The 24,957-nt window shown below is 33.8% G+C and carries 24 protein-coding genes and 2 tRNA genes; 9 read left to right on the forward strand and 17 right to left on the reverse strand.

The window, feature by feature from the left end:
* Window positions 1-146: 146 nt before the first annotated feature.
* Together EDD62_RS04760 and EDD62_RS04765 are read right to left on the reverse strand one after the other, a co-directional pair.
* Window positions 147-755: a hypothetical protein gene (locus EDD62_RS04760; RefSeq protein ID WP_123807733.1), complete on the reverse strand. Its 609-nt coding sequence runs from the start codon at window positions 753-755 to the stop codon at window positions 147-149.
* A 13-nt stretch (window positions 756-768) separates the two neighbouring features.
* A complete protein-coding gene (locus EDD62_RS04765) occupies window positions 769-2,337 on the reverse strand; it encodes a hypothetical protein (RefSeq protein ID WP_123807734.1) in 1,569 nt (522 codons plus the stop codon).
* A 117-nt stretch (window positions 2,338-2,454) separates the two neighbouring features.
* Here EDD62_RS04765 and EDD62_RS04770 point away from each other — a divergent pair, with 117 nt between their 5' ends.
* Window positions 2,455-3,780, forward strand: a complete 1,326-nt coding sequence (locus EDD62_RS04770; protein WP_123807735.1) for a zinc-binding metallopeptidase family protein — start codon at window positions 2,455-2,457, stop codon at window positions 3,778-3,780.
* Here the strand turns inward: EDD62_RS04770 and EDD62_RS04775 are convergent.
* The gene (locus tag EDD62_RS04775) at window positions 3,758-4,252 is read right to left on the reverse strand and encodes a competence protein ComK (RefSeq protein WP_123807736.1); all 495 of its coding nucleotides are present in this window, start codon (window positions 4,250-4,252) and stop codon (window positions 3,758-3,760) included. The genes EDD62_RS04770 and EDD62_RS04775 overlap by 23 nt on opposite strands.
* A gap of 224 nt (window positions 4,253-4,476) precedes the next feature.
* Between EDD62_RS04775 and EDD62_RS04780 the strand changes: the two genes are divergently transcribed.
* Entirely contained in the window at window positions 4,477-4,926 is a 450-nt protein-coding gene (locus EDD62_RS04780; protein ID WP_123807737.1) for a sigma-70 family RNA polymerase sigma factor, read from the forward strand.
* Window positions 4,927-5,008: 82 nt separating this feature from the next.
* Complete coding sequence (locus EDD62_RS04785; RefSeq protein ID WP_225971398.1) at window positions 5,009-5,194, forward strand: YkvS family protein; 186 nt, start codon at window positions 5,009-5,011, stop codon at window positions 5,192-5,194.
* Window positions 5,195-5,221: 27 nt separating this feature from the next.
* On the opposite strand, the gene EDD62_RS04790 is transcribed toward EDD62_RS04785, so the two are convergent.
* The 4 genes from EDD62_RS04790 to EDD62_RS04805 all read right to left on the reverse strand — a co-directional run bounded on the left by EDD62_RS04790 (window position 5,222) and on the right by EDD62_RS04805 (window position 9,652).
* Window positions 5,222-6,028, reverse strand: a complete 807-nt coding sequence (locus EDD62_RS04790) for a bifunctional UDP-sugar hydrolase/5'-nucleotidase (RefSeq protein ID WP_123807739.1) — start codon at window positions 6,026-6,028, stop codon at window positions 5,222-5,224.
* A gap of 12 nt (window positions 6,029-6,040) precedes the next feature.
* The gene (locus tag EDD62_RS04795; protein ID WP_282957917.1) at window positions 6,041-7,393 is read right to left on the reverse strand and encodes a TrkH family potassium uptake protein; all 1,353 of its coding nucleotides are present in this window, start codon (window positions 7,391-7,393) and stop codon (window positions 6,041-6,043) included.
* A gap of 87 nt (window positions 7,394-7,480) precedes the next feature.
* Window positions 7,481-8,842, reverse strand: a complete 1,362-nt coding sequence (locus tag EDD62_RS04800) for a S1C family serine protease (RefSeq protein ID WP_170152776.1) — start codon at window positions 8,840-8,842, stop codon at window positions 7,481-7,483.
* Window positions 8,843-8,857: 15 nt separating this feature from the next.
* Entirely contained in the window at window positions 8,858-9,652 is a 795-nt protein-coding gene (locus EDD62_RS04805; RefSeq protein ID WP_123807799.1) for a TerC family protein, read from the reverse strand.
* Between the two features lie 308 nt (window positions 9,653-9,960).
* On the opposite strand from EDD62_RS04805, the gene EDD62_RS04810 reads away from it, so the two are divergent.
* A complete protein-coding gene (locus EDD62_RS04810) occupies window positions 9,961-10,809 on the forward strand; it encodes a nuclease-related domain-containing protein (protein ID WP_123807741.1) in 849 nt (282 codons plus the stop codon).
* Window positions 10,810-11,247: 438 nt separating this feature from the next.
* Here the strand turns inward: EDD62_RS04810 and EDD62_RS04815 are convergent.
* The 6 genes from EDD62_RS04815 to hemE all read right to left on the reverse strand — a co-directional run bounded on the left by EDD62_RS04815 (window position 11,248) and on the right by hemE (window position 15,564).
* Window positions 11,248-11,335: transfer RNA gene (locus EDD62_RS04815), tRNA-Ser, on the reverse strand.
* A 1-nt stretch (window position 11,336) separates the two neighbouring features.
* Window positions 11,337-11,411, reverse strand: a tRNA-Asn gene (locus tag EDD62_RS04820).
* Window positions 11,412-11,494: 83 nt separating this feature from the next.
* Window positions 11,495-12,094, reverse strand: a complete 600-nt coding sequence (locus tag EDD62_RS04825) for a competence protein ComK (RefSeq protein WP_123807742.1) — start codon at window positions 12,092-12,094, stop codon at window positions 11,495-11,497.
* An 87-nt stretch (window positions 12,095-12,181) separates the two neighbouring features.
* Window positions 12,182-13,549 (reverse strand): protoporphyrinogen oxidase, encoded by a 1,368-nt coding sequence (gene hemY, locus EDD62_RS04830; RefSeq protein ID WP_077139944.1) that lies wholly within the window; start codon window positions 13,547-13,549, stop codon window positions 12,182-12,184.
* 22 nt (window positions 13,550-13,571) lie between these two features.
* Window positions 13,572-14,486, reverse strand: coding sequence for a ferrochelatase (gene hemH, locus EDD62_RS04835; protein ID WP_123807743.1), 915 nt, complete (start codon window positions 14,484-14,486; stop codon window positions 13,572-13,574).
* Between the two features lie 22 nt (window positions 14,487-14,508).
* Window positions 14,509-15,564 carry a uroporphyrinogen decarboxylase gene (gene hemE / locus EDD62_RS04840; RefSeq protein ID WP_123807744.1) on the reverse strand — a complete coding sequence of 352 codons (1,056 nt, stop codon included), beginning with the start codon at window positions 15,562-15,564 and terminating at the stop codon, window positions 14,509-14,511.
* 137 nt (window positions 15,565-15,701) lie between these two features.
* Here hemE and EDD62_RS04845 point away from each other — a divergent pair, with 137 nt between their 5' ends.
* On the forward strand, window positions 15,702-16,202 hold the full coding sequence (locus EDD62_RS04845) for a hypothetical protein (RefSeq protein WP_123807745.1): 501 nt from the start codon (window positions 15,702-15,704) through the stop codon (window positions 16,200-16,202).
* Between the two features lie 34 nt (window positions 16,203-16,236).
* Here EDD62_RS04845 and EDD62_RS04850 read toward each other — a convergent pair whose 3' ends face one another.
* Together EDD62_RS04850 and EDD62_RS04855 are read right to left on the reverse strand one after the other, a co-directional pair.
* Window positions 16,237-17,454: an ABC transporter permease gene (locus EDD62_RS04850; protein ID WP_123807746.1), complete on the reverse strand. Its 1,218-nt coding sequence runs from the start codon at window positions 17,452-17,454 to the stop codon at window positions 16,237-16,239.
* The gene (locus EDD62_RS04855) at window positions 17,451-18,191 is read right to left on the reverse strand and encodes an ABC transporter ATP-binding protein (RefSeq protein ID WP_123807747.1); all 741 of its coding nucleotides are present in this window, start codon (window positions 18,189-18,191) and stop codon (window positions 17,451-17,453) included. The genes EDD62_RS04850 and EDD62_RS04855 overlap by 4 nt, the downstream gene beginning before the upstream one ends.
* 107 nt (window positions 18,192-18,298) lie before the next feature.
* On the opposite strand from EDD62_RS04855, the gene EDD62_RS04860 reads away from it, so the two are divergent.
* From EDD62_RS04860 to EDD62_RS04875, 4 genes are all read left to right on the forward strand, one after another.
* Window positions 18,299-18,712 (forward strand): HIT family protein, encoded by a 414-nt coding sequence (locus EDD62_RS04860; protein ID WP_123807748.1) that lies wholly within the window; start codon window positions 18,299-18,301, stop codon window positions 18,710-18,712.
* A 63-nt stretch (window positions 18,713-18,775) separates the two neighbouring features.
* Window positions 18,776-19,150 carry a YtxH domain-containing protein gene (locus EDD62_RS04865; RefSeq protein WP_170152777.1) on the forward strand — a complete coding sequence of 125 codons (375 nt, stop codon included), beginning with the start codon at window positions 18,776-18,778 and terminating at the stop codon, window positions 19,148-19,150.
* A 131-nt stretch (window positions 19,151-19,281) separates the two neighbouring features.
* Window positions 19,282-19,830 (forward strand): DUF3267 domain-containing protein, encoded by a 549-nt coding sequence (locus tag EDD62_RS04870; RefSeq protein WP_123807750.1) that lies wholly within the window; start codon window positions 19,282-19,284, stop codon window positions 19,828-19,830.
* A 91-nt stretch (window positions 19,831-19,921) separates the two neighbouring features.
* Window positions 19,922-20,923, forward strand: a complete 1,002-nt coding sequence (locus EDD62_RS04875) for a foldase protein PrsA (RefSeq protein WP_123807751.1) — start codon at window positions 19,922-19,924, stop codon at window positions 20,921-20,923.
* A 150-nt stretch (window positions 20,924-21,073) separates the two neighbouring features.
* Here EDD62_RS04875 and yhaM read toward each other — a convergent pair whose 3' ends face one another.
* Both yhaM and EDD62_RS04885 read right to left on the reverse strand, forming a co-directional pair.
* Complete coding sequence (gene yhaM, locus EDD62_RS04880; RefSeq protein WP_123807752.1) at window positions 21,074-22,030, reverse strand: 3'-5' exoribonuclease YhaM; 957 nt, start codon at window positions 22,028-22,030, stop codon at window positions 21,074-21,076.
* A 15-nt stretch (window positions 22,031-22,045) separates the two neighbouring features.
* Window positions 22,046-24,955, reverse strand: coding sequence for an ATP-binding protein (locus EDD62_RS04885; RefSeq protein ID WP_123807753.1), 2,910 nt, complete (start codon window positions 24,953-24,955; stop codon window positions 22,046-22,048).
* Window positions 24,956-24,957 lie beyond the last annotated feature (2 nt).

The raw sequence follows: 24,957 nt of genomic DNA on the forward strand, positions 1-24,957 counted from the left end.
ACTTTTCAATCTGTGGAATATAACTCTCTTTTATTCCGCAGTTTTCATTCATACATTCTACACTTTTCATTCTGTGGAATATAACTCTCTTTTATTCCGCAGTTCCGTAAAATATACTAAAAAAACTCCTAATACAATTAGGAGTTTTAACTATTTTGCTTTGATGCTTCAACTTGATTAGCGTAGATTTCTTGTAAATGAACAAACGGGATTAATCCAATCTCTGCTTCCCCATTTAATTCAACGTAAGTTGGGATCAATGATTCGCTATTTAAAATCTGTTCAACTTCCATCATTTCTTTATTAAATACCTTCGTCACATTCGTAATCACTTTCAATATATCTGAATATGAATTCAACACTTCTTGTGTAATTTGATCATGGGGTATTGCAATATCTATAATGTAATTTTTTCGCTTAGCACTTGGGAACATATATCCTTTAATAATGCTTACTTGCTCTTTAGTCATTTCTGATTTTTTGAACAAAGAAAGCTCAATTTCAGCGTCAAATGTCTCTTCCAATTGCTTATCTACAAAATATCTTGCGATATTTTCAAAGTTCAGTTTGAAATCTCCAATATATATTGAATGTTCGTCGAACATCACGATGATTTGTCTCGTATCAAGTTGGATATACATAAAATTCTGATTCCCTATTAACGAAAACGGGTCAGCCTTATTTAACTTCGATACTCTTTGGTTCATCTTGCTAAAGTCCAATAAAGAAATTACGGCTTGGTTGTTTAAAATCAACTTTAAGCACTCCTTATGATTCGCTTTCAATTGTCCATAAATTTTTTAATAATTTCATTCTTAAATATACCATTTCCTCGTCATCATAGAAATAGTTTATACGAAAATCTTTCGGAATACGGGCATTATTTTTGTATTTCGAGAATACAAACGTCTCAAAACTAACCGCATAATCTTCTTTCGGATTCGTTGCTGCGTATTCTGAAATAAATTCATCAGAATATTTATTATAGAACGCTGTGAGTTCTTTATCACTTTTTTGTTTGTTATTAATCCAACGGTCATCATAGTCTGTCCAGAACCGCTCGAAAAATTGTTGAAGCCTTGCATCTTTCCTTAAACATTCATAGGTCCCAACTTCATCATTACAATTAAATAACATCACATATTCTTCACGGTTCAATGTAATCACATGGGCAATTTCATGGACAAGCGTTCGATAGAGTTGAACTTTATGATCCATATCTTGTATATCAAATTTCAACGTCATCTCGTTATTCCTCGTTTCAATGAATGCTAAGTAATGATTTGGTCCGTCTGTGAAAGCTCCATAATAATCAACAATGTCAAAATAATGTGTCGGTGTAATTTGCTTAAATATATGATATGCCTTCTGATAGTTCTTAAAATCGTCTTCACTCTTTTTGGCATTAATATTTTCACGGTCAATGAGTTGACCGTCTGAATCAATCTTCCACCTGTATAAATATCGCTCATTCTCGGGTTTAGTATTGAACATCCCAAAATCAAATAAATTATACTCTTGATTCATATCTACATGATCATTTAATTTGTTTAAATAATCATCACCGAGTTCAGCGCACTCTACAACAGTTGTACATTCTAATGGCTCATCCGGTTCAAATGAAAGTTCAATACGCTCGTTTTTTTCGCTGAGTGGTTCAATTTCACGAATCGATTCACTGGTTGATGAGTGATCATACTGAGCTTCTAACATTTGATTCGTCACAATACTAATAAAGAATAGAGAGACACTTAAAATCACAGCCCCAAGGATTAAAGTAAGTAATCCTTTAAGCCATGGATTCATCTGTGGTTTCGGTGATGTTACTCTATCTTCAATATTAAAGCGCACTTTCATTTGGGTCATTGCAATATTAAATAGTTCATCAAATGTTTCATCTTGATGCTGGAGTAAATAGATTGACGCATTTTGCCTATACTTCTCACTTAAATAATATTCGTTATCTGATAAAATACCATATGGAATATTGAAAGTTAAACATATATCTAATATTCTCAGCACAACAAATTTCGGAACATCCGTTTTAATTAAGACAAAATCCATTTGCTTTATATGTTGAATTTGATGAAGACTTAATCGTTCGTTCAAAAAGGGAATAACACCTATACCATTATAATCAATACGTTCTGAGATCGATGTTTGAATACCATGTTTACTCAATGATTTGAGTAAATGATGTGCGCTTTTAGAATATTCGATCGATGTATATATGGATGTGTTCACATTGAGTTCGTGTTGAAGTACTTTAGCATATTGTGGAGCACCTTCATGGTGATCTTTTGATTTATAACTATTTGACACCCACAATAGATTCATTGCCTCACATCCTTTTCTTAAATTCACTTTAAAATCATCATAATTTCATATATAATTTAAATGAAATTAACAATTAATTAATATTTTTTACAATCTTTACATTGAGAGGTGCAAAATATGGAGTCTATATGGGAACAATCTAATCATAGAACTCAATTGTTCACTGACCTCTGTCAATCTGAGCGTAACCATCGTATGAGTTATTCAATCTATCAACAATTATATCAATTGGATTATTTCCAAACTCATGACTACTTATTGCAATACTTCGACATTGCAAACAATCAAACAGGAGTTGCTGCGTTATATAAATCAAATTCAAGTGACCATACAACCGTGTTACTCAATTATTATGATGATCAATTATCCGATACGATGGAATTCAAAGTAAATAAAGGTAAGTTTTATTATAATGTACCAAGCTTTACACCGTCTAGCATCATGATTCATATGGTTGTTCTTGAACAAGCAATTATTTCAAAGATTGAAACGAATATATTATTCGTTTCAATTCCAAGATCATACGCACCAATTGCCTCGATGAGTGACTTAATGGCATTGTTATATGAATTAAAGGCTGAATATCAACTTGACTATAGAGCATTTATTTCAAGTGAAATGAATGAATCAAGCGATAAGGATAAAATCTTACCAATTGCACTGGGTGCGATGGGTAAAATTAATATTAAACTTCATACGAATCACTTGAAAGATAAACAAATCAAAAGATTGAAGCAGCGTGTTGCTCTATTAAATGATTCATTATTATTTGAACAAGATGGCATGGTCAAAACAACTATTCATGACGATGAACTCTTGTTAGAAGTTATGCATTATCGTTCAAAACCTAAAAAAATCATTAATGAATTAGAAAAAGTGTTAAATGAAGATACTTCCCTGCAGATGATTAATTTTGAAACATTGAAACATGATTTTATAAAACAATATTCAAAAGAAAAATACAAAAAGTTCGTTAAGTCCAATACTGTTCCAAATTTGATTGATAAAATGCTGATGAAAGTTTATCCAAAACGTTATAAACATATAGTCGTATTGTATTTCTTGAAGCCGTACTTTCCGGCAACTGAGACGGAATTAACTAAAGAAGTGAAACGTTGGATGAAAAAAATTAAAAAACGCGCAAATAAATTATTCAATCGTAATATCAAAGCGATCCCACAAAATGAACAACCACTCGTATTAAACTTGGCTGATTTTCAATATAAATTAAAACAACATGAATTTTATCACAATAATATTCCTGGTCAATTAACAAAACCAGCTCTGAAAAAAGAATACTTAAAGGCAATGCATGCCCCATTACTTAATATTGGACCTGTAATTCATTCAGAAGGTACATATTATACCGTCAATGTGGACCAGATTTTCAATGAAATTCCGATGTACATCCACTCATTAATTAAAGCTTCGTCGGATCATTAAGATTCACTTGATAAATTGCACGATGTTCAAACACTTTATATTCATATTCAATGAGTCTAAGCGTCTGCTCGTATTGCTTTAAAACAAAACGATAAGGGGCTTCAACGATTAATGATGCATCGTTATTGAACGTAATGATTGTTCCATCTTTGTATGGCTTCGCTCCAAAAAAATACTTCGCATTAATATAATCATAATTTCTTCTTGAATAATACTTCACTGGAAAATAGGCCTCTCTACTCATCCCATCAATGACGATGGGATGAAATTTATGTATATCATGATATGTCTTCAATTGATTTTTTCGACAATCAATGTTCGTCCCAAGAATTAACAACATTTGATTTAACAACTCATAGGGTGATTGTTCCGTATAGTGTTCAGTATTCATCACATCAACAATCTTCGTCTTATACTGTATATCTCGATTCGTCATTAAATACATCGATGTTGGACTAAATGGATAGTTCAAGAAACATACTCCTCCTTTAAATTCAAATGAATTTCACAAGTTAATTATATGTTAAATAAATGTTATGTCTAGTGTTGATATCTATTTTTTACAATAAATTTACATAACATCATTTTATCGTAATATTTAACACGACATGTCATATGCGTCTTATATTGTATTCTAGTATGCTTACATCACCCATGGGAATACAACGAAAGAGCGCTCTTTAGAAAGGTTATAATATGAAACCTTTTGAGGAAGTGTTAATGCAGTATGATCGTTATATTCATTACTTAATTCATAAGTATAAATTATATTATGATGCAGAGGATGCCTATCAACAGTTGTCTATTGACTTATATTTACTCACATTAAAATATGATGACACTAAAGATTTCGATCAATATATTAAATACCAATTGAATTTTAAGGCGATTGATTATACACGCAAAACTGTTAAATATTATGAGCGTCATATGTTATCAGATAAACATATAGAAATCTCCAAAGAAGACGACGATTCCCTTTGGTTGATAGATGCGCATCATCTGCTCAATGAATATGAATACACATGGCTAAACTATGCATTGCAAGGACTATCTGTTCAACAGATGAGTCAGTTGATGAATAAAAGTGAATCCTCAATTAAAGGATATCGACAAAATGCACGTCTTAAACTCAAACCCCTTTGAATTCAGTACAAATTTTGATATAATCTTGAATAACGTACGCTAAGAGAGGATGATCATTGTGACAGAGAAGGATAAAGAGCAAATAGAAGAGGAATTAGACATCGCAGAAGTTGGACAAATTGTAAAATTTAAAGGTATGAAAGGTAAAGTCGAAAAGATTAATGATAATTCAGTAATTGTAGATATTACAATCAATGAAGATTTCGACGAAAATGAAATGTTCGAAAAGACTGTTGTCAATCATAAAAACTATGAAATTATAGAATAAATGAAAGAAGGTTAGGTCACTTTCGACCTAACCTTCTTCTATATTAAAATGATCGACATCAATCGACAGTAATTCATACGTTGTCGGATGTTTCTTAAACTTCAACTTGAAATGATGTAATTCTTGATCTTGCGGCAATTTATATAATATTTGTGAAGAAGAAATAGAACGCTCTTCGAAGTATTCATCATGCGCAATGATTAGATCAACACCTTCACTTAAATACGTCAAATCGCTTTCGAATAATTGATTCGGATAAATAACGACAAGGTAGTCCACTTGCTCACTCTCATGAATAAAACGTACCCACTTTTGAATGGCATATTTTGAATCAATTGCTTCTCTCACATCATCTTCACTTTCAGTCAATGGACCTTTCGCAATATCACTGACAATTCCGATGAATGCAATTTTGACACCATCAATTTCTTGAACCACATAAGGTGAGTGATAATATGCTTCTTTCGTACGACAATGTACAATATTCGCAAGAAGCCAAGGTGCCTTTGACATCGAGATCATTCGCGCTAAATAGTCATGCTGCATCCTTATTACCGTTGTATCCATCGTATGAAAGATGAAAGGTAATTGATTTAACAATTCAATTTGAGGGTCACGTTCTAGTTGGCTAAAATCAAATTTTAAATCAAAACATGTCGGATTAATAAAGGCCTGACCCCCATTAATCAAGTTAATATCATCGACATAATCATATAGTGTTCGTAATTTATCATTTAAGCAGTTTATTTTTCGTGCGAGTGTATTGTATTGATCGACATCATGGAACTTCGTCACAATGCTAAATTGTAACGCTTGCAATGCATCTTTAGCCATTAAATAACACTCCTATCCAATTAATATACGTTCTTTAGGATATCGTACCTTATCAGTAGATTGCTTACCACCGAGTGTAATGATAAATGATATAAAGCCTACCCGACCGATAAACATCATCATCATAATAATGATTTTCGTCCCATCCGTTAACTCACCAGTAATACCTGTCGATAAACCACATGTTCCAAAAGCACTTGCCACTTCGAAAATTAAATCAATTAAGTCATGACGTCCGTTCTCAAATAAAATACAGAACAGCAATGAAGTAAATACAATCGTTCCTGCAAGAACCAATACCGCAAAAGCTCGTTGAATATCTTGTGGATCAATTTCACGGTTGAATACTTTAATCGCTTGTCTTCCTCGGCTAAATTGAATAATGAATAGAATCATTAGCGCAAAAGTCGTCGTACGAATTCCTCCCCCTGCACTCGATGGTGATGCACCGATAAACATGAGACCACTCATAAATAGTTGTGTTGCTTCATTGAGTAAGCTCGTATCAATTGTCGTCAGTCCACCACTTCGTGTCGTTACACTTTGGAACAGACTATTAACCAGTCTGCCATGCCAACTCATTAACTTCTGACTATGAAACATCTCCAATAAAAAGATTCCAATCGTTCCAATCAGTAGCAACGCAAAATAAGTAATGACTGAAATCTTACTGTTCAAACTAAACCGTTCAAGCGGATCGTTATTCGATAAAAATTGTTTCGCTTCTAATAATACTGGATATCCAATCGCGCCCATTGTGATCAAGATCATGGTCACAAACTGTATGAAATAATCATCTTGATACGGTATTAAAGATTGACCTGTAATATCTAATCCACCGTTTGTCGTCGCTGAAATAGAGGCGAAAATACCTTGTAATAATGAATGTCTAATATCGTACGTATCATTATAAAAATACACTGTAAAAATAATGGCACCAACAAGCTCAATAATGAGTATCACTTGTATAATTTCGATGATCATGTTTACAACACCAGAGATTTGGGTTTGATTGTGGTCAACCATAATGAGTTTCCGTTCTTTGTAACTGATTTTCTTCCCAAAAATGAGCCAAACAATCGTTCCGATACTCATGACCCCAACAGCACCAAGATTCATAATAATCATAATCACTACATAACCGTACTGGTTATAAGTGTCAACGATATTCACAGGTGTTAATCCTGTCACACTCAGTGCACTGACAGCAACAAATAGCGTATCAATATTAGAGATATGTATATCTTTCTCATATATATATGGGTTTTTAAGTAGCATAAATGCGATGAACATTGCGACAGCATAATATAGAAATATACCTTGCTGAGGTGTTAACACTTTAAATAACTTCTGTATATATCGCAACAATATTCACCCCTTACTGATAATACAATTATTCTATCACATTTTATGTATAAAAAATACGCACTCATAATAAATGAGTGCGTTACTTTATTCATCTTCTGTCGGATCAACTGTAACGGTATTTTTCTTACCATCTCGATAATACGTAATCGTTAACTTATCCTTTGGATTCGCTTCATAATAAAGGTATTTTTTGAATTGGAGTACAGATTTCATTGGCTCATCGTTCAATGCTGTAATGACATCTTTTGCTTTTAATCCTGCTCGACTGGCATGAGATGACTCTTCAACATATGATACGAGTACTCCTTCTCTTAAATCTTCAGGTAATTTCAACACTTCACGAAGTGTCCCTTCAGGAATATGTGATAAGTCTGATGACATAACACCTAAGTACATACGTTCAAGCTTTCCGTTTTCTTCGAGTTGCTCGACCACTTTTTGTACTTCATTTGAAGGAATGGCGAAGTTCATCCCTTCAACATTATCCATCGAGATCTTCATAGAGCTAATACCGATGAGTTTACCTGATTCATCAATTAACGCACCTCCAGAGTTCCCTGGATTGATTGCAGCATCTGTTTGCAATACGTTAGCTTCCCAATCATCCGAACCATCGTTATTCGTATCAACAGGGACTGTTCGGTTCAGTCCTGACACAATCCCTCTCGACACACTACCCTGGAATGCTTGTCCGAGAGGAGAGCCAATTGCAATTGCAGTTTCTCCAACATTAATTTCATCACTATTACGCATCTTAATTGTGGAATCGATCGCATTAGCATCGATTGTTAATACCGCAAGATCTGTCCATTCATCTTGGCCTTTCAACGTTGCTTTATGACGCTTACCATTGGATATCGTCACTTCTAAGTTTTCTGCACCTTGAATGACATGACGGTTTGTCACGATGAATGCGTGATGCTCATCTTTCTTGTAAATGACACCACTTCCAACACCTGCTTTTTCAGGATTTGCTTGAGGTGCTGATTTCGCTTCATCACCGAACGTCTCTTGTTGTTTCTCAACGTTAATGACTGATACAACCGACTTCGAAGCGTGTTGAATAGCTTCTTCCAGGTCATCAGACGATTGTTTCACGTTATTTGATGGTTCTTCTGTAGTCGTTGTCTTTTCTGTCTGTTCTTTCGGTTGCTCATCTGTTGATGTTGGATTCGAAAGTGACCACAATAATGCACCGATCAGTAACAAACCTAGTAACGGAATGAGTAGATATAACCACTTCGGTACATTCTTGTTAGGTTTTGATTTTTTAACAGATGGTTGTTTTTGAGGTTTTTCAACTGTCTGTTTTTCTTGTTCTTCTGGTTGCTTCTCTGTTGGACGCGGTTTGCCTATGAGTTGTTCATTTTCATCATAGAATAGGCGCTTATTTCTTTTATAACCTTCTCTAGGGATGATGATTTTTTCTGTTTTATCAAACTTCATAGACATAGCCTCTTTCTAGTTGTTTTGTTTTTTGCTTGTAAGATAACCGATCACGATTAATCCAATTAAGACACTCCAGAATGTGATTTCCCATGGTAATGAATGTGGGAATTGTTCTGGTAGAATGCCAACATCTTTATGTGCAAGGGTCAGTACCACTAATTTAATTCCAACCCATCCAACAATAGCGAATGCCGCTGCTTCTAGGCCTGGGTATTTCGCTAACACTTTAACAAACCAGTTCGCAGCAAATCTCATAATAACTACACCTATTAATCCACCAAGTAACATCACTGTAAATTGACCAGTATTCATACCGTGTAATGACAATCCAAATAAGTTTACATTCATTTCAGGACCGAATTCTGGTAATGTCATTGCGATCGCAACTGCAGCAAGCATCGAATCAATCGCAAAAGCAATATCTGCAAGTTCAATTTTAAGGACTGTCATCCAGAATCCAGAGCCTTTATTTTGTTCGTTAGCATGAGCTTCTTTATCCGTTGTATCTTCTTTATCACCGTCTTTAAAGAAGTGATATAAATGTGTCACTGAAATATATAATAAATACAATGCTCCTAATGCTTGAATGTACCACGCATGAACTAATATCGCAATCAAAAATAGCGAAATAAATCTAAAGATAAATGCACCTAGCAATCCATAGAATAACGCTTTCTTACGTTGCTTTGGTGGCAAGTGCTTTACCATAATTGCTAACACAATGGCATTATCTGCTGCAAGTAACCCTTCTAAACCAATTAAGACTAATAATACCCAACCATATTGCATCAAAATATCTACTGGCATTTTACTCATTCTCCTTATTTTATATTATAACAAAAAACAAGAGACCTTTGCCTGCGATTTATAGTCAACAGGCAAAGGTCTCACTAAGTATAATACTCACTTATCCCGGTAGTGAAATCACTACGAAATGACGACATAAGTGTTAAAGTTACTCCCCTTTTGCAAGGTATGTTTTTGTCATTTATTATTATAGTCCATTTAAATTCATTTGTATAGTATTTTAAAAAGTTAACAAACAATTAACATTTAGTTTGTATAATCATTTTAGAGGTGATTTTATGCGACGCATGTCCGATAAATTAAGGTAATTGCATGCTTTAAAAAATCGATCTATATTAGACGACTCCTTAACTAAAGAATACCGTATCAAACACCGTGGCTTTATCGGTGAATGTAAATTGGATCAATGGCTAAATGATACTCCGTACATTAAATACGACGATCTTTATTTGACAATCGATAAAGATACAATTCAGTTAGACACTGTTCTTTTTATTGGTCACCATGTGATTATCATCGATGCAAAAAATTACAAAGGTCATTACAAAATATCAGATACTTCATGGAGCAATGAATTCGTCACAATTGATAATCCTATACTGCACATTTCTAGAACCCAATCCATCTTGACTAAGGTCATTAACCCTAACTATTTACATATATGGATGGTTTTTGTTGATAATGACTTCAAACCGCATCGTCCTATACAGCTCCCACATGTATACATGCCTTATGAAAAATCACGACTTCTCTTTGATTTGTCACAATTCAATCACCGTAAAGATGAATCCTTAAACATTCAAAAGCTTATGCAAAATCAAGTCTCAGGAAAACACTTTGATCCACCTATTCGTTGTGATGACTTTACCATACAGCCTGGATTACTCTGTCCACATTGTAAGAATGATTTATCAGAAAAAATTAGAAGACGATATAAATATGTCACGTGTACTCACTGTAATTTAAAAATTTCAGCTCAAAATCTAGTTAAATTCAATATCGAAGATTGGATTTATATTTATCAAAAAGGTATCACCCTTAAAGAAGCATTAAATTGGTGCCCTACTGTATCAAAGGATTTAATTTACAATGTCTTAAAGAAACATTTTAATTCAAATGCGTTAAAACGCAATAGTACTTATACTCTGAAAGAATAATCATCACTTTCAATCAATTACTAAGGGAGTTAGTTGGTAGTTTCTTCTCTTTTATTTCATTCTACCCACTAATTTAGCGTTTTAGTTGGTAGTTTCTTCTCTTGCCTTTCATTCTACCCACTAATTTAGCATTTTAGTTGGTAGTTTCTTCACTTGTCTTTCATTCTACCCACTAATTTAGCATTTTAGTTGGTAGTTTCTTCACTTGCCTTTCATTCTACCCACTATCTGAGTGAATTAGTGGGTAGTTTCGCAATATTCTCTTCAAACTAACATATAATAATTTCAGAATGTTGAGGTGTGATATTTTGCAACCTACCTACCCTCAAAAGGTGTGAAAAAGGTGTGACTAGGTAAAATAAATAGAATTAAATACAATTAAAAATACCGTCATATCAACATTTTAAGTAAATGTAATATAACGGTATTCAGTCAAAACGGAGTAGGAGGGATTTGAACCCTCGCGCCGCGTTAGCGACCTACACCCTTAGCAGGGGCGCCTCTTCAGCCTCTTGAGTACTACTCCATGGCTCCACAGGTAGGACTTGAACCTACGACCGATCGGTTAACAGCCGATAGCTCTACCACTGAGCTACTGTGGATTAATTTATTTATTTATTTATTTTAACGACAATATTTATTATAACAATTCTATATAATTTTGCAAGGGATAACAGCCAAAAAATTATTTCAGTTGAAATTGTCGTTGATTATCTCGTTCTGCTAAAAAGTTCATGTAGTTGTCATGATGTAATTGGTAAAAAGGATTGCCTGCCTTGGATATATCATGACCTGAATTGGATTGGTAGGATTCATCTAAATTTTTAATGTACTGATTAAACTTAAAATATAACTTTGTTGCCAGTAAATATTGCTTATTAAAAATATGTAAAGACAATGGTAATTCTACTTTTTCACCATTCTTAAACTTCACAAGCACTGTATCGTTATATGTTTCATGATATGACTCAATGTAGGATAAGTTGAACCATGCAACTTCCTTATTACGATCTGATAATGTTGGAAAAAATAATAATTTACCGTATAAATCTATTAATAATGGAGGTTTATGTGTCACATCAATTAAATGGGTTGAGAAATGCTTTCTTGCATCATAAGAATAACTGTAATGTTCGCATGCGTGATGAATGACCTCTTGAGTTGTTGCAGCGACAGTTACTTTCTCTCCATTTAATTCATGGACAGTGCATAGTCTCGTAATATTACCTTGCGTTGCTGGAATGACACACATCGTGTTGAAATTAATTGTGTAGTTAAACATCATAAAACATTCCTCCTTTGTATACTTTAATAATACAACACGGAGTTAACAATTTGTTAACTCCGATGGAAATTTTACAATATTTTAACATTAAGTTAATATTTGTTCTGCACTCGCTTTTCCGAATCCTACGCAATCGGGTAAACCAACCGCATCAATACTTGCGCCAGTAATAATCAAACCTGGGTATTGCTGATTGATATGTGACTTAAGTATGTCCATGTATCTCTTGTGTCCAACTTCATATTGCGGCATGCTTCGGACAAGTTTTGTCACAAAACTTCGTTCTGGACGTCCATCGATTGTCATCACTTCATTCAAATCACTTAACGCTATGTTAACTAATTCATCATCTGTTGCATGTTCAACAATCGGATCATCTGGTTTGCCAATATATGCTCTTAAGACAACTTTACCTTCTGGTGTCGTATGAGGCCATTTCTTATTCGTCCACGTGCATGCTGTAATGTGAACATCGCTATTTCGCGCAACGACAAAGCCTGTTCCTTCGTGTTCATTATGCACTTGTGATTCATCAAAGACTAATAACACTGTTGCAACAGATGTTGATGGCATTTGATTAAACCAAGTAAACATCACATCATCTGAAAACCATCTTTTAAAGACTTGGTGCGGTGTTGTGATGACAACGTTGTCGTATGCTACAACGTCACCGTTCACTATTACTTGATGTTGCCCGTCATAATTATAGTCAACTTTACTGTTCAGATGCGTATTAACGCCCATCTCTTCAACCGCTTCAACGAGCGCGTCAATCATTGATTCTAATCCACTCTTAAATTGTAAGAATTGACCACCGTCTGTAGATGATTGACCACGACGTGCTTTCTTCGTTTCTTTCATCCCTTTTATCAAGCTTCCTTGTTGAATCACTTGATCACGAAACATTGGGAATGTTGATTCTAGGCTCAAACGATCAATGTTTCCACCATAAATACCTGATAGCAATGGCTCGATAATGTTATCTAACACACCATTACCTAGTCTCTGTCTAAAAAATTGTCCTAACGATATATCCACTCGGTCAGTCGTCTTCGGAATGAACAACTCCATCCCAGCACGCACCTTCGCTTGTGGTGATAGTAACCCAGTCTTCATGAAGGGGACAATCTCTGTTGGGATACCTAAAATAGATCCCCCTGGCATTGGGTGTAATCGATTATTCGCATAAATATATGATTGGCCAACTTGGTTTCTGACAAGTTCATTCTCTAAACCTAATGATTTAGCGAGTTCTGTCATGACCACTTTACGTCCTAAATATGATTCTGGACCAAGTTCAAGCGTATAATCTTCATCGCGATATGTCTTCACTTTGCCACCAAAACGATCAGATGCTTCGTATAAATCAACTTCAACATTAGAATCTAACTGCTTTAAGTAATATGCCGTTGACAACCCTGTAATTCCACCACCAATAATGGCGACACGTGTCATAAAACATTCTTCTTTCTATAAGTTATTTTAACGCTATGATTGCATCAACCATTGCATCAATAAATCTTTCATCCGTATTTGGCATTGTTGGACGGTGATATGTTGCACCGACTTCATCACAGACAACCTTACACTCATAATCGTTATCATATAATACTTCTAAATGTTCACACACAAATCCAACAGGTGCATATATAAAATGCTTGTAGCCATGAGACGCATGTAAGTCTTTCGTTAAATCTTGAACATCTGGCCCTAACCAAGGATCTGGCGTATTGCCTTCTGATTGCCATCCTAGATGAGTATGTTGGCTATTTGTTTCTTCGTGTAAATATTGCATATTTTGCTCTAATTGATCTGGATATGGATCATTATGTTCCTTAATTTTTTCTGGTAATGAATGGGCACTTACAATTAATGCTGTCTCATCATGCTCACTTTCTGGAATGTTTTGTAACGTTTCATTAATGATATCAATCCAATATTGCTTGAACTTCGGTTGTTCATAAAAGCTTTCCACTGACTTTAACTGAATACCGTATTGATCACACTCTTCTTTCGCACGTTTATTGTATGAGCCAACACTAAAATTAGAATAATGAGGGGCTAAAACAATGGAAACTGCTTCTTCAATGCCATCTTCATGCATTTGTTTTACCGCATCTTCAATGAACGGCGTAATATGCTTTAACCCAATATACAATGCATACTCTTCACCAGTACGTTGATTTAATGCTTCAACTAAAGCTTGTGCTTGATTTTCTGTCGTTTTCGCCAGTGGAGAAATACCACCAATTGCTTCGTAACGATCTTTTAAATCTTGTAATGCTTCTTCACTTGGCTTACGCCCGTGACGAATATGCGTGTAATATGGTTCTATATCTTCTTCTGTATACGGCGTACCATACGCCATCACTAGGAGTGCTTTTTTAGTCATAATGTTTACCTACCTTGTCTAATTATTGTTGTGTTGATTTAACGTGTGCAGAATAATCATGAACGAATTGACTGACACGCTTTAATGTAGCTGGTTGTACTTCAGGGAATACCCCATGACCGAGATTAAAGATGTATTGATTCGATTTCAACCCTTGATCTAAAATGGCTCTCGTACGTTCTTCAATGACATCCCATGGTGCTAATAAAATGGCTGGGTCTAGATTTCCTTGAACCGTTTGAACGATACCACGATTTCGCGCTTCATCGATTGTTGTTCTCCAGTCTAAACCGACAACATCAATACCTGTCTCTTGCCATTCAATCATTTGATGACTCGCACCAACACCAAACATAATGATTGGTACTGGGTGTGTCGCCTTCACTTCTGATACGATACGCTTCATGTGTGGCTGAATAAATGCCTGATAATCTTGAACATTTAACGCACCGACCCAACTATCGAATAATTGAATGAGTTTAGCACCTGCATCAATTTGAGCTCGTAAATAAGTAATCGTCATATCACTTAACTTCGTCATGAGTAAGTTCCATGCTTTTGGATCTTTATACATAAACCCTTTCGTCTTGTTATAATTTTTAGACGGCCCACCTTCAATCATATAGCTCGCAAGTGTAAACGGTGCACCTGCAAATCCGATAAGAGGTACATTCAATTTCTCAGTCGTCAAAATTTTAATTGTATCAAGCACATAAGGAACCGCTTCATATGGATTAAACGGTGTCAATTTCTCTACATCCGATAACGACTGAATCGGCTGATCGATGACAGGACCAATCCCTGATTTAATTTCAACATCCACCCCAATACCTTCTAACGGGGACATAATATCTTTATATAGAATGGCCGCATCTGTATTGTACTGCTCTACAGGTAATTGTGTCACGTATGCACATAATTCAGGTTGTTGAGTAATTTCAAACAGTGAGTATTTTTTTTTAATCTCACGGTATTCAGGTTGACTTCTCCCTGCTTGTCTCATAAACCATAATGGTGTATGCGTTGTTTGTTCATTTCGTATTGCTTTTAATATTGTATCGTTAAAGTTTTGCACCATAAATCCTCCATGCTTCATTCTATTTATCTCTATTATTTTAACATATTAAATAGAATGAGTTGTTTTCTATTTGCCAAAAGTCACAAAAATGTTCATAATTTATAATGAATATTACAATATATATTGGAGGCGTAAAAATGAAACTACACTTGACAAGTGGGACTTACCCATACTTATCAAAAATTGCGGAACAGCATGAAGATGTTTTGCTTTATCTAGCAACAGGTAGAACACGTTTAATTCAAGAGAATGATGGTGAATCAATATTCACATCACCAACTTCGGCTGAAGTGATCCATTCTAACGGTCATTTATCTGATCAAGATTTTATTTATTACAATTACTTACCTGTTTCTACAGATCATGAGTCAGCATTTAAGGAAAATGTTCAACAAGATATAGACACAATTGAATCAACGAATGCTTACCGTATTGCTAAAGTGTTAGATGATGATGCATATATTATTCTAGTATCATTTTCATCAGATGAGCTTGTGAAGCCTTTCGAAGAAAGTGCATTCTTCAATGAGTATTTCAACCATGACCATGCAAAACGTTTCAAAGGAACAGACTTGTTCCATATGAGTCAACATGTTGAAGTATTAAAACCAAATCAAGAAGAACATCTTGAATCATAAATATAAGACCACTCGATTGAGTGGTCTTATTTCGTTAATCAGAAAGCTCATAATATTGAGCGACTAGTTTCTTCGTTGTCACATAATACGTGTACACTAGAATCCCAATTGGAATGAGGATGTAATAAAACTGACTAGGATGGAAAATAACAAAAGCGACTAATAAGATAATGATAACTGCCATCATGATTTTAAAATAAAAACGTTTAAATTGTCTAATCTGATCTCTTTCATCGATTGGCCATATTTCAATCCATTGACCGTAACGATGCTGCATAAACAGTTGAATGAGTTGTAATGCAATTAAATATACACAAAGCGTCACAACTAACGTGTCGACATGAACATTACGCACTAAATACATTACAATAACAGCTAACACGATCAATCTAATACAAATAAAGAGTAATTCTTTACCCCTTACCAAACTTCTAACATACACATATTCGAAAATAGTCAAAGGGCCCTTATTGCTAGGCGTTAATAACGAAACGATTGGGTCCAACCACTGTCTTCTTTTAACACGGAGACCTAAATGAGGTACGTCGACAAACATATTGATAAACTTATAATAAGATTCTTCAAGCTTCATCTCATAATCAATCAATGCTCCCCAATTAACGAGCAGCTTTTTATGTTTAATCCAATACACTAAAGTAGAACATATCATGATACACACGCTAATGAACACGATAGATATCAACGTGTTATAAAATGAACTTAATACAATTGTACTAACAACAATCACTTGAACCAAGTCAAATACGACACTGTAATGACCCGATATAATTAACAATGCTTTCATTAAGAGCATCAAAGTAGTCAGTATTATGATTAGTATTATGAGCAGTATAAACTGATAACCCGTTAACCCTTCTAACATCGCGAGCGGAGATAAAATGAGTGCAACGATTATCTTTCTAACGATTAATTTCTTGATAGAATCGACGATCGCATTATTGAAATAATCAGACATATGTTGTTCATAGGGTAGTAGATATAACATGTCAGCACGTTTCAAATACATTCTGATCGATTGTACAGAAACAAGTCCAATGATTAAACTTACAGCAATTCGTTGATATAGATGAGGTTCACCATTCTGTATTAGTTGTTGATACCATAATAAAAATGCACCAAAACTAATAAATAAGAACAATAAAAAGTGACTATTGAAAATATATTTATTATATTGCATCGCTTGATTATTAAATTGTTTTTTACGCAGTTGATATAAATTACGACTTGTCACGACTGACCCACTCCACTTGCAATATGAGCATACATTGCTTCAAGAGAATACCCTGCTAAATTTAATTGTGCTCTTAATTCATCGATTGTCCCAAAAGCGACTTGTCGTCCTTCGTGTAAAATTAAAAACTTATTACAATAAGACTCAGCCGTTGCAAGAATATGAGTACTCATCAGTACTGCACGATCTATTCCTCTTTCTCTCTTAATCAAATCCAATAAATCTTGTATCGCTAACGGATCTAATCCTATAAAAGGTTCATCGATAATGTAAATATCAGGTTCAACGATGAATGCACAGATAATCATCACTTTCTGCTTCATACCTTTAGAAAAATGAATCGGCAATACATCTATCTTATCACTTAACCGAAACACTTTAAGTAGTGGTTGCGCTCTTTCCATGCCGATATCAACAGGGATACTATACGCCATACACGTCATTTCAATATGTTCTTTTAACGTCAATTCGTCATATAACACGGGTGCTTCTGGTATGTAGCTGAGGCGACTTCTATATTCACTTAAATCTTTTGAAATCGATAGGTCATTCAGTGTAATCGTTCCTTCTATCGGTGTTAAAATACCTAAAATATGTTTTATCGTTGTGGACTTCCCTGCACCATTCAACCCAATAAGTCCAACAACGTCACCGCGCTCAATGGTGAAATTAAGTCCTTCTATAATTTTCTTTCTATTGTATCCACCTGATAATTGTTCAACATTTAACAAACTCATTGTGACACCTCTTTTATAGTTAATATATAATTTCAAGTATAACCGAAACATTTGTCATACGAAATGATTTCACTCATAATAAGATTAACATGAAAGGTGGTTTTACAATGTGTATTTTTTGTCAAATTATTAATGGTGAAATTCCATCTAAAAAAATTTATGAAGATGAGTATACTTATGCATTTCTAGATATTGAACCTGTTAGTTTAGGTCACACACTAATTATTCCAAAGGTTCATGCAGAAACGATTTATGACCTATCTGCTGAAGATATGAAAAACTTTAGTCAATCCATCCCTAAAGTGGCAAAACATCTGAAAGAAACGTTAAATTGTGATGGATTAAATATATTACAAAACAATGGTGAGTATGCATTGCAATCTGTTTTCCATGTACATTTCCATTTGATTCCGAGGTATTCTGAACAATTTGATGGTTTCGACCCACAATTTGAAACACCGTCCGATACAGATCCATTGTTATCAGATGAGATACACCAAAAGTTAATGATTCAAGATTAATTAGGAAAGAATTGGGTATGTAGTAGTTATATACAATTAAACATGAATACGGAGGAATATAATATGAAAATGACTAACGTTCTACTTGGTGTTGTAATTGGTGCTGCGGGTGGTGCTGCCATATCAATATTGAATGCACCAAAATCAGGCGAAGACACAATACAGTCTCTTAAAAACACGAAGACTAAATCAGTGAAAAATATCGATGATATTAAGTACAATGCATTGAGTATCAAAGATTCATTCATGCAATCGAAAGAAGAATCAGTTGAAACATTCCAATCATTAGGCGATGAAATTAAAACAATGATTGAAAATTTTAAGCAAGATATCGAACCTAATATCAATAACATTAAAAAAGATGTCGAAGGTCTTCAACAAAATGGAGAAACGATTCAAAAAGAAGTGAGTGACATGACAAATATTAAAAAGAAATAAATTTTATCAAAGCTTGAAACCACATGGTTTCAAGCTTTTATTTGTTTCAAAAAAGATTAACCATTATAGCATTGACTTATTGTAATAGGCGGCGCATAATGTGATACATAAATGGCTTAGGAGGTGTTTAAATGTTTATTTGTGAACAATCAATAAACTTAAGACGCAAAATTGGATTTGTAAGAATGACGTTGTTTAGTTTGCTATTAACCTTCTTATCCTTTTGTGTTTTATATGAAGGGTTCCTACTCTTGTCTGATGAACCATTAACAGATCGTAATGCATTAATTTTCTTTATATCACTCATTGCAATATATCCGTTGCACAAATTATTGCATACGCTCCCATTATTGCGTCATTATAAATATTTAAATATCTCTTTCAATAACAAAAAATCATTATTCAACTTTATGAATGTTCGTGTAAAACGTCCAGTATTAATTTTTGAATATATTTTGGCTTTGATTACACCTTTTTTGATACTTACCGTTGCGGTTATATTGTTGATTATTCCATTCCCAATGTTTGCGCATTACTTTATCATTATTGCTTCAATTAATTTAGGTATTTCATTGATTGACTTTATCTATGTTGCACACATTATTAATTGTCCTTATGCAACACATATCGATGAACGTAAACACGGTTTAGAAATTTTAATGAAGCAAAAATTCAATTAACAATTATTCTTGCAAGTATATAGAATTGTTTGTCCATCATAAGGCAGTATGGTATATTGAATTTTGATAACAATTTAAAGGAGCGATCATTATGAAAAGACGCACATTACCCATCTTAATCACTGCTAGTGCATTGACACTTGCTGCATGTAATAACGATTCTGGTGATTCTAAAGATGGTAAACAAGCCGATAAAGGTGAAGTACTCATTGAGTCAAAAGCTGGTAAAACAACTACAGGAGACATTTTAGATGAAATGGGTTCTGATGCTATGGCTCAACAAGCATTCCAAATTACGATATCTGATATTTTAGAAGATAAATATAAAGACAAAGTAGACAAAAAGGAGCTTGAAGAAGAAGCAGACAAAGAAATCGAAAAATACGGTGGTAAAGAGTCATTCGAACAGTTAATGCAACAACAAAACCCAGGAATGACAGTTGATAGTTTTAAATCACAAAAAGTACAACAAGCATACCAACAACAACTTTTCGATGAAGAATTTGAAATTAGTGATAAAGAACTCAAAGAAAAAACTCAAAAAGCTTCACATATTTTAATCAAAGTGAAATCTGATGAGAAAAAACCTGAAGGGCAACCTGAAGATAAGGAAGCTTTATCAGATAAAGAAGCTAAAAAGAAAGCTGAAGATTTGTTAAAACAAGTGAAGGAAGACCCTAAAAAATTCGGTGAATTAGCTAAGAAACATACAATGGATGCTGGAACTAAAGAAAAAGATGGTAGTTTAGGATATGTGACTAAAGGTCAAACTGTAGAAGAGTTTGAAAAAGTTTTATTTAATACTGAAGAAGGTAAGATTCACGATGAACTAGTTAAAACAGACTTTGGTTATCATATTATTAAGCATGATAAAGAAGATGACTTCGATAAACAAAAAGATCAATTGAAAAATCAATTAAGACAATCACTGTTACAAGAAGAACCTAACAAAGTTAAAGATATTTATAAAAAATTGTTAGATGAATATAAAGTGGATTATAAAAACGAAGACATTAAAAAATTTGTCGAAGAAAAAATATTAGCTGATCAAGAACAACAACCGGCTGCACCTTCAGCTGAAGAATCTAAATAATTTTAACATTAAAGCGATCAACACCACATGGTGCTGATCGCTTTTTAAAGTATTGAACGCTATTAGTTGCCAGTTTCACTCTCTTCTCTTCAATATGGCAACTATAAAAAACCGAAGACGTAAAGAAGTGTCTTCGGTTTTTCTTAATGTTTATTCAAAATTGATTGAGCTAATATTTGGTTTATAAAATGAACGGTTCTCCAAACCGAAAATACGTTCAGTGTACTCTCCTTCACTGACTTTCATAAGATGTTTATCAAACATCTGCATTCTTGCATCAATATTATCTATGAAATGTATAATCTCTGCTTCTTGAATTAAAGGCAATTTAGGTGAACCATATTCAAGCTTACCGTGATGACTTAAGATAATATGCTTTAATAGTAATACTTCTTCAGTATCTTCTAAACCTAACTCTAACGCTGTTTGCGATATTTCATCATGCATGATTGAAATATGTCCTAGTAGGTTTCCTTCTAGCGTATATTGTGTCGCGACTGCTCCTGTTAATTCTCTAATCTTACCCATATCATGTAAAATAATCCCCGAATAGAGTAATCCTTTATTTAACTTCGGATATATTTCACTTAAAGACTTCGCAATGCGTAACATTGTCACAACGTGATAACTAAGACCTCCAGCAAAATCATGGTGAAAACTACTTGCTGCTGGATATTTATAAAATGCTTCACGATGCTTACTTAATAATGTTCTTGTAATGCGTTGAAGTGGTGCATTCTGTATTTCTATGATATAGTCCATAATTTCTTGTTCTATTTCTTCAGGCGACATCGGTGCTGTCTCAACAAATTGTGATAACGAAAGATGATCCTCTGTTGTACTTAACCGATATTGTATAATTTTCATTTGTTTCTTTCCACGATAATCAATAATATCAGCTTTCACTTTGATAATATTTTGTGGTTGTAGCTGCTCTTTATCAGACGCTTCAATCGTCCATAGTTTCGCATCGATTTCCCCTGTTTTGTCACGTAAATATAGCGTCATATATTCTTTCCCTTGATTCGTAACACCAAGGACAACACGATGAACTAAATAAAACGCTTCAACATGGTCTGTCGGTTGCAAATCTTTAATGAGTGTCATTTAATTCCTCCTATTTTAAGATTCTAATACAATTGTTTGTGATTTCGGTATCGTGAGATCTTGATTGCACGTAAAGTACAATATTTGTTCGAATGGTTCATTGAGTAAATATCTCATAATTAGTTTCTTACGATGCTTATCAAAATGAACAAAGGCATCATCGATAATAACTGGAAAGTTATAATAATTTTTTAATGATTTAATTAAAGCAAATCTTAAAGCAATATATAATAACTCTTTCGTTGATTGTGATACTTCAATTGGATGGAACTGTTGTCCATTCTCATGCTTAACGCTAATACCTTCTTCGTTGTAATACACGTTTGTATAGCGATGCTCTGTCAATGTTTTGAAAATTTCTGTAGCGTCCCCAATCACATGTGGTAATCGTTCATCTTTAATTTGTTGAATATGCGTGTCAATTAGTGTTTGTAAGTAACTTAATGACATGTAGTCATGGGCAAGCGATTGGAATTTCGCTTTCTTAATTTCGAATTGATGTCTTAACTTTGAAAGCTCACCGTTTTCTTCATATTTCTTAATTGTTGCTTTGACATCTGATAAATCCATTTGAATATCTTCTATCATCTGCATCACTTCATTACGTTGTAATTCCAAATGAGCAATTTCTTCATTCATATCATGATCAGAAATTGTCGTTAAATGTTTTCTCGTATAATAATCAAAGTTTTCATTATCCAATTGCTCTGACAATGATTTATATTTAGATTTTCGTTGCTCATATGTGTTATATGCATTATACAATGAATAATATTCCTCTTCGTCGTCAGCATCAACATAATCAAATAATGATTCGATATGCTCATTGGATTCATCGATTTGGTGCTCTAATGTTTTTATTTCGCTTTGTAACAGTTCTAGTTGATCTGACAGTTGTTGCTGTTGATGTTTGCCAACTTCTTGACGTTGAATGCGTTCATTTAAATCTTTGAACATATACTTTGATTCAGTATATACATTGGATTGCAAAAGCTTATTCGCTTCTTCATAAAACCCAGCCATCTTTTGCTTCATCAGTGTGAGTTCTTCATTTAAATCTTTGATTTCTTCATTCACAAAACGTATCGATCTAATTTCATCGATTAGTCCATCAAGTTGATCTATTTCAGCTGCATCATCAATCTTTAACGCATCTTTAATTTCGAACAAAGATTGATTTGTTTGATCTAATGCAGCGTCAATTTTTTGTTCTTCTTGTTCCAATAGTCGGTATTTACGCTCATTCGATGATTGTTGTTCTGATATTCTTTTAAGATTATCTCTTTTTGCTTCTTCTTCGAATAAGTCAAACGTAAGACCATACTTTTCAATCATCTCATCAATTTCTTGTTTCAATCTTTCGATTTGTTGTTCATACTCTTCGGTAAATTTACTATCTTCGTCAGATCGATTTAAAATGAGCATCACGATTGGCAGAATAGCAATAACCAAAAAGATGATGGCGAACATGAAGTTAGGTATTGTAAAGAAGTAAATCGATAATGCTAAAAATACAACTGTAAATATGATCATCGTGATATTGTATTTTTTTCTTGATTTACGTTGGTTTTCAATACCTTCTTCATACTCTGCTTTAATGACATTAAACATATTCTTCTTTTCATTCATTTCGATATGTTTGTCTTTTAATTCATATGCTTTCTGTAATGCTTCATCCGAAACAATATCTGAAGTAATCTTGTCATATTGAGACTTTAGTAATTCATTATCTTCTTCCAAACTCTTCATATCACGTTCAATTAAATTAATCTCCTGCATGCTAGATTTACGTTGTTGTAACAATTGAATAATTCTTTCACGCATCATATTTGAATCATCAATATCCTCTGGAACAGAATTCCATCCAACATCCATCATGAGTCGATTCAAATGTTTTTGATTTTCTTTAATTTGAGATTTCAAATGTCGATAATCTGCTTCTAACGTCAAGACTTCTCCTTCATTTTTGACAACGCTTCGTGCGCTTTGAATATAATCATCGTCATCCAGTTCAATTCTGTTGAATTCTTGTTCTAATACATTTAACTTACTTTGACGCATTTCACGGTCTTTTTTTGCTTGCGTCAATTGTTGCTTAGATAATTCATATCGCTCTATCCCCTTTTCTGGGAATGTTATCGGTTCAATATCCAACAACGTCTCAAGTTCTGACCACTCTTTAATTTCTTTGTGATATTGTTTCTCGTGAAGTTTATGTTTATATAATTGATCCATCTGGTTATAAATTTCACGTTGTTCGCTCAGTTGCTTATTTAAGCGATCTCGTTCATAAATGTACTGATGATAATCGGATTCACTACTTTCAAGTTGTCTAACCGTACTTTCCATTTCTTGAAGTTCCTCGATTTGTTGATTCAAAATCGGTTTAACGCCCTGTTTTTTGTATAAACGATCTTTTTCTTGTTGAAGTTTATCTAACATGACACTATATTCTGTAGAACCTAATGCTCCAGCTTGTAATAAATAATTTTGCAGACGTTCTTCTGACATATTTTTATGAATATCTTGTAAACCTAAAACATTAAAGCTGAATATGCCTTGGAACGTTCTCTTATTAATAAAATTCATTTTTTTATTGAGCCATGCTTCATCACGCGTCGTTCCATCTTCTAAATAGATGACAACATCGCCTTGAGACTTCCCTTTCACACGTTCAATTTCAACCGTCTGACCGTCTATATCCACAATTAGTTTACCGCCATACTTATTAGCAAGTCTAGGTTCCATTCTAGGCTCCACTTCATTTTTAGCAGGAAAACCAAACAAAATAGAATGGATGAAATTTTGTAATGTAGACTTTCCAGCCTCATTTTCACCATAAATTTGTATAAATCCATCATCAATATTAAATCTTTTGCTTTCCAGTTTACCGTATCCGTATACTTCTAATTGTTTAATTCTCATAG

It is taken from the genome of Abyssicoccus albus (genome assembly GCF_003815035.1).
Taxonomy (GTDB): domain Bacteria; phylum Bacillota; class Bacilli; order Staphylococcales; family Abyssicoccaceae; genus Abyssicoccus; species Abyssicoccus albus.

Coding starts and splice junctions, on each gene's coding strand:
- EDD62_RS04770 (WP_123807735.1), top strand. CDS start 2,455: ATGGAGTCTATATGGGAACAATCTAATCATAGAACTCAATTGTTCACT.
- EDD62_RS04855 (WP_123807747.1), bottom strand. CDS start 18,191: ATGAGTTTGTTAAATGTTGAACAATTATCAGGTGGATACAATAGAAAG.
- EDD62_RS04765 (WP_123807734.1), bottom strand. CDS start 2,337: ATGAATCTATTGTGGGTGTCAAATAGTTATAAATCAAAAGATCACCAT.
- yhaM (WP_123807752.1), bottom strand. CDS start 22,030: ATGACACTCATTAAAGATTTGCAACCGACAGACCATGTTGAAGCGTTT.
- EDD62_RS04885 (WP_123807753.1), bottom strand. CDS start 24,955: ATGAGAATTAAACAATTAGAAGTATACGGATACGGTAAACTGGAAAGC.
- EDD62_RS04875 (WP_123807751.1), top strand. CDS start 19,922: ATGAAAAGACGCACATTACCCATCTTAATCACTGCTAGTGCATTGACA.
- EDD62_RS04865 (WP_170152777.1), top strand. CDS start 18,776: ATGAAAATGACTAACGTTCTACTTGGTGTTGTAATTGGTGCTGCGGGT.
- EDD62_RS04845 (WP_123807745.1), top strand. CDS start 15,702: ATGAAACTACACTTGACAAGTGGGACTTACCCATACTTATCAAAAATT.
- EDD62_RS04790 (WP_123807739.1), bottom strand. CDS start 6,028: ATGGCTAAAGATGCATTGCAAGCGTTACAATTTAGCATTGTGACGAAG.
- EDD62_RS04800 (WP_170152776.1), bottom strand. CDS start 8,842: ATGAAGTTTGATAAAACAGAAAAAATCATCATCCCTAGAGAAGGTTAT.
- hemH (WP_123807743.1), bottom strand. CDS start 14,486: ATGACTAAAAAAGCACTCCTAGTGATGGCGTATGGTACGCCGTATACA.
- EDD62_RS04805 (WP_123807799.1), bottom strand. CDS start 9,652: ATGCCAGTAGATATTTTGATGCAATATGGTTGGGTATTATTAGTCTTA.
- hemE (WP_123807744.1), bottom strand. CDS start 15,564: ATGGTGCAAAACTTTAACGATACAATATTAAAAGCAATACGAAATGAA.
- EDD62_RS04860 (WP_123807748.1), top strand. CDS start 18,299: ATGTGTATTTTTTGTCAAATTATTAATGGTGAAATTCCATCTAAAAAA.
- EDD62_RS04825 (WP_123807742.1), bottom strand. CDS start 12,094: ATGATGTTTAACTACACAATTAATTTCAACACGATGTGTGTCATTCCA.
- hemY (WP_077139944.1), bottom strand. CDS start 13,549: ATGACACGTGTCGCCATTATTGGTGGTGGAATTACAGGGTTGTCAACG.
- EDD62_RS04870 (WP_123807750.1), top strand. CDS start 19,282: ATGTTTATTTGTGAACAATCAATAAACTTAAGACGCAAAATTGGATTT.
- EDD62_RS04780 (WP_123807737.1), top strand. CDS start 4,477: ATGAAACCTTTTGAGGAAGTGTTAATGCAGTATGATCGTTATATTCAT.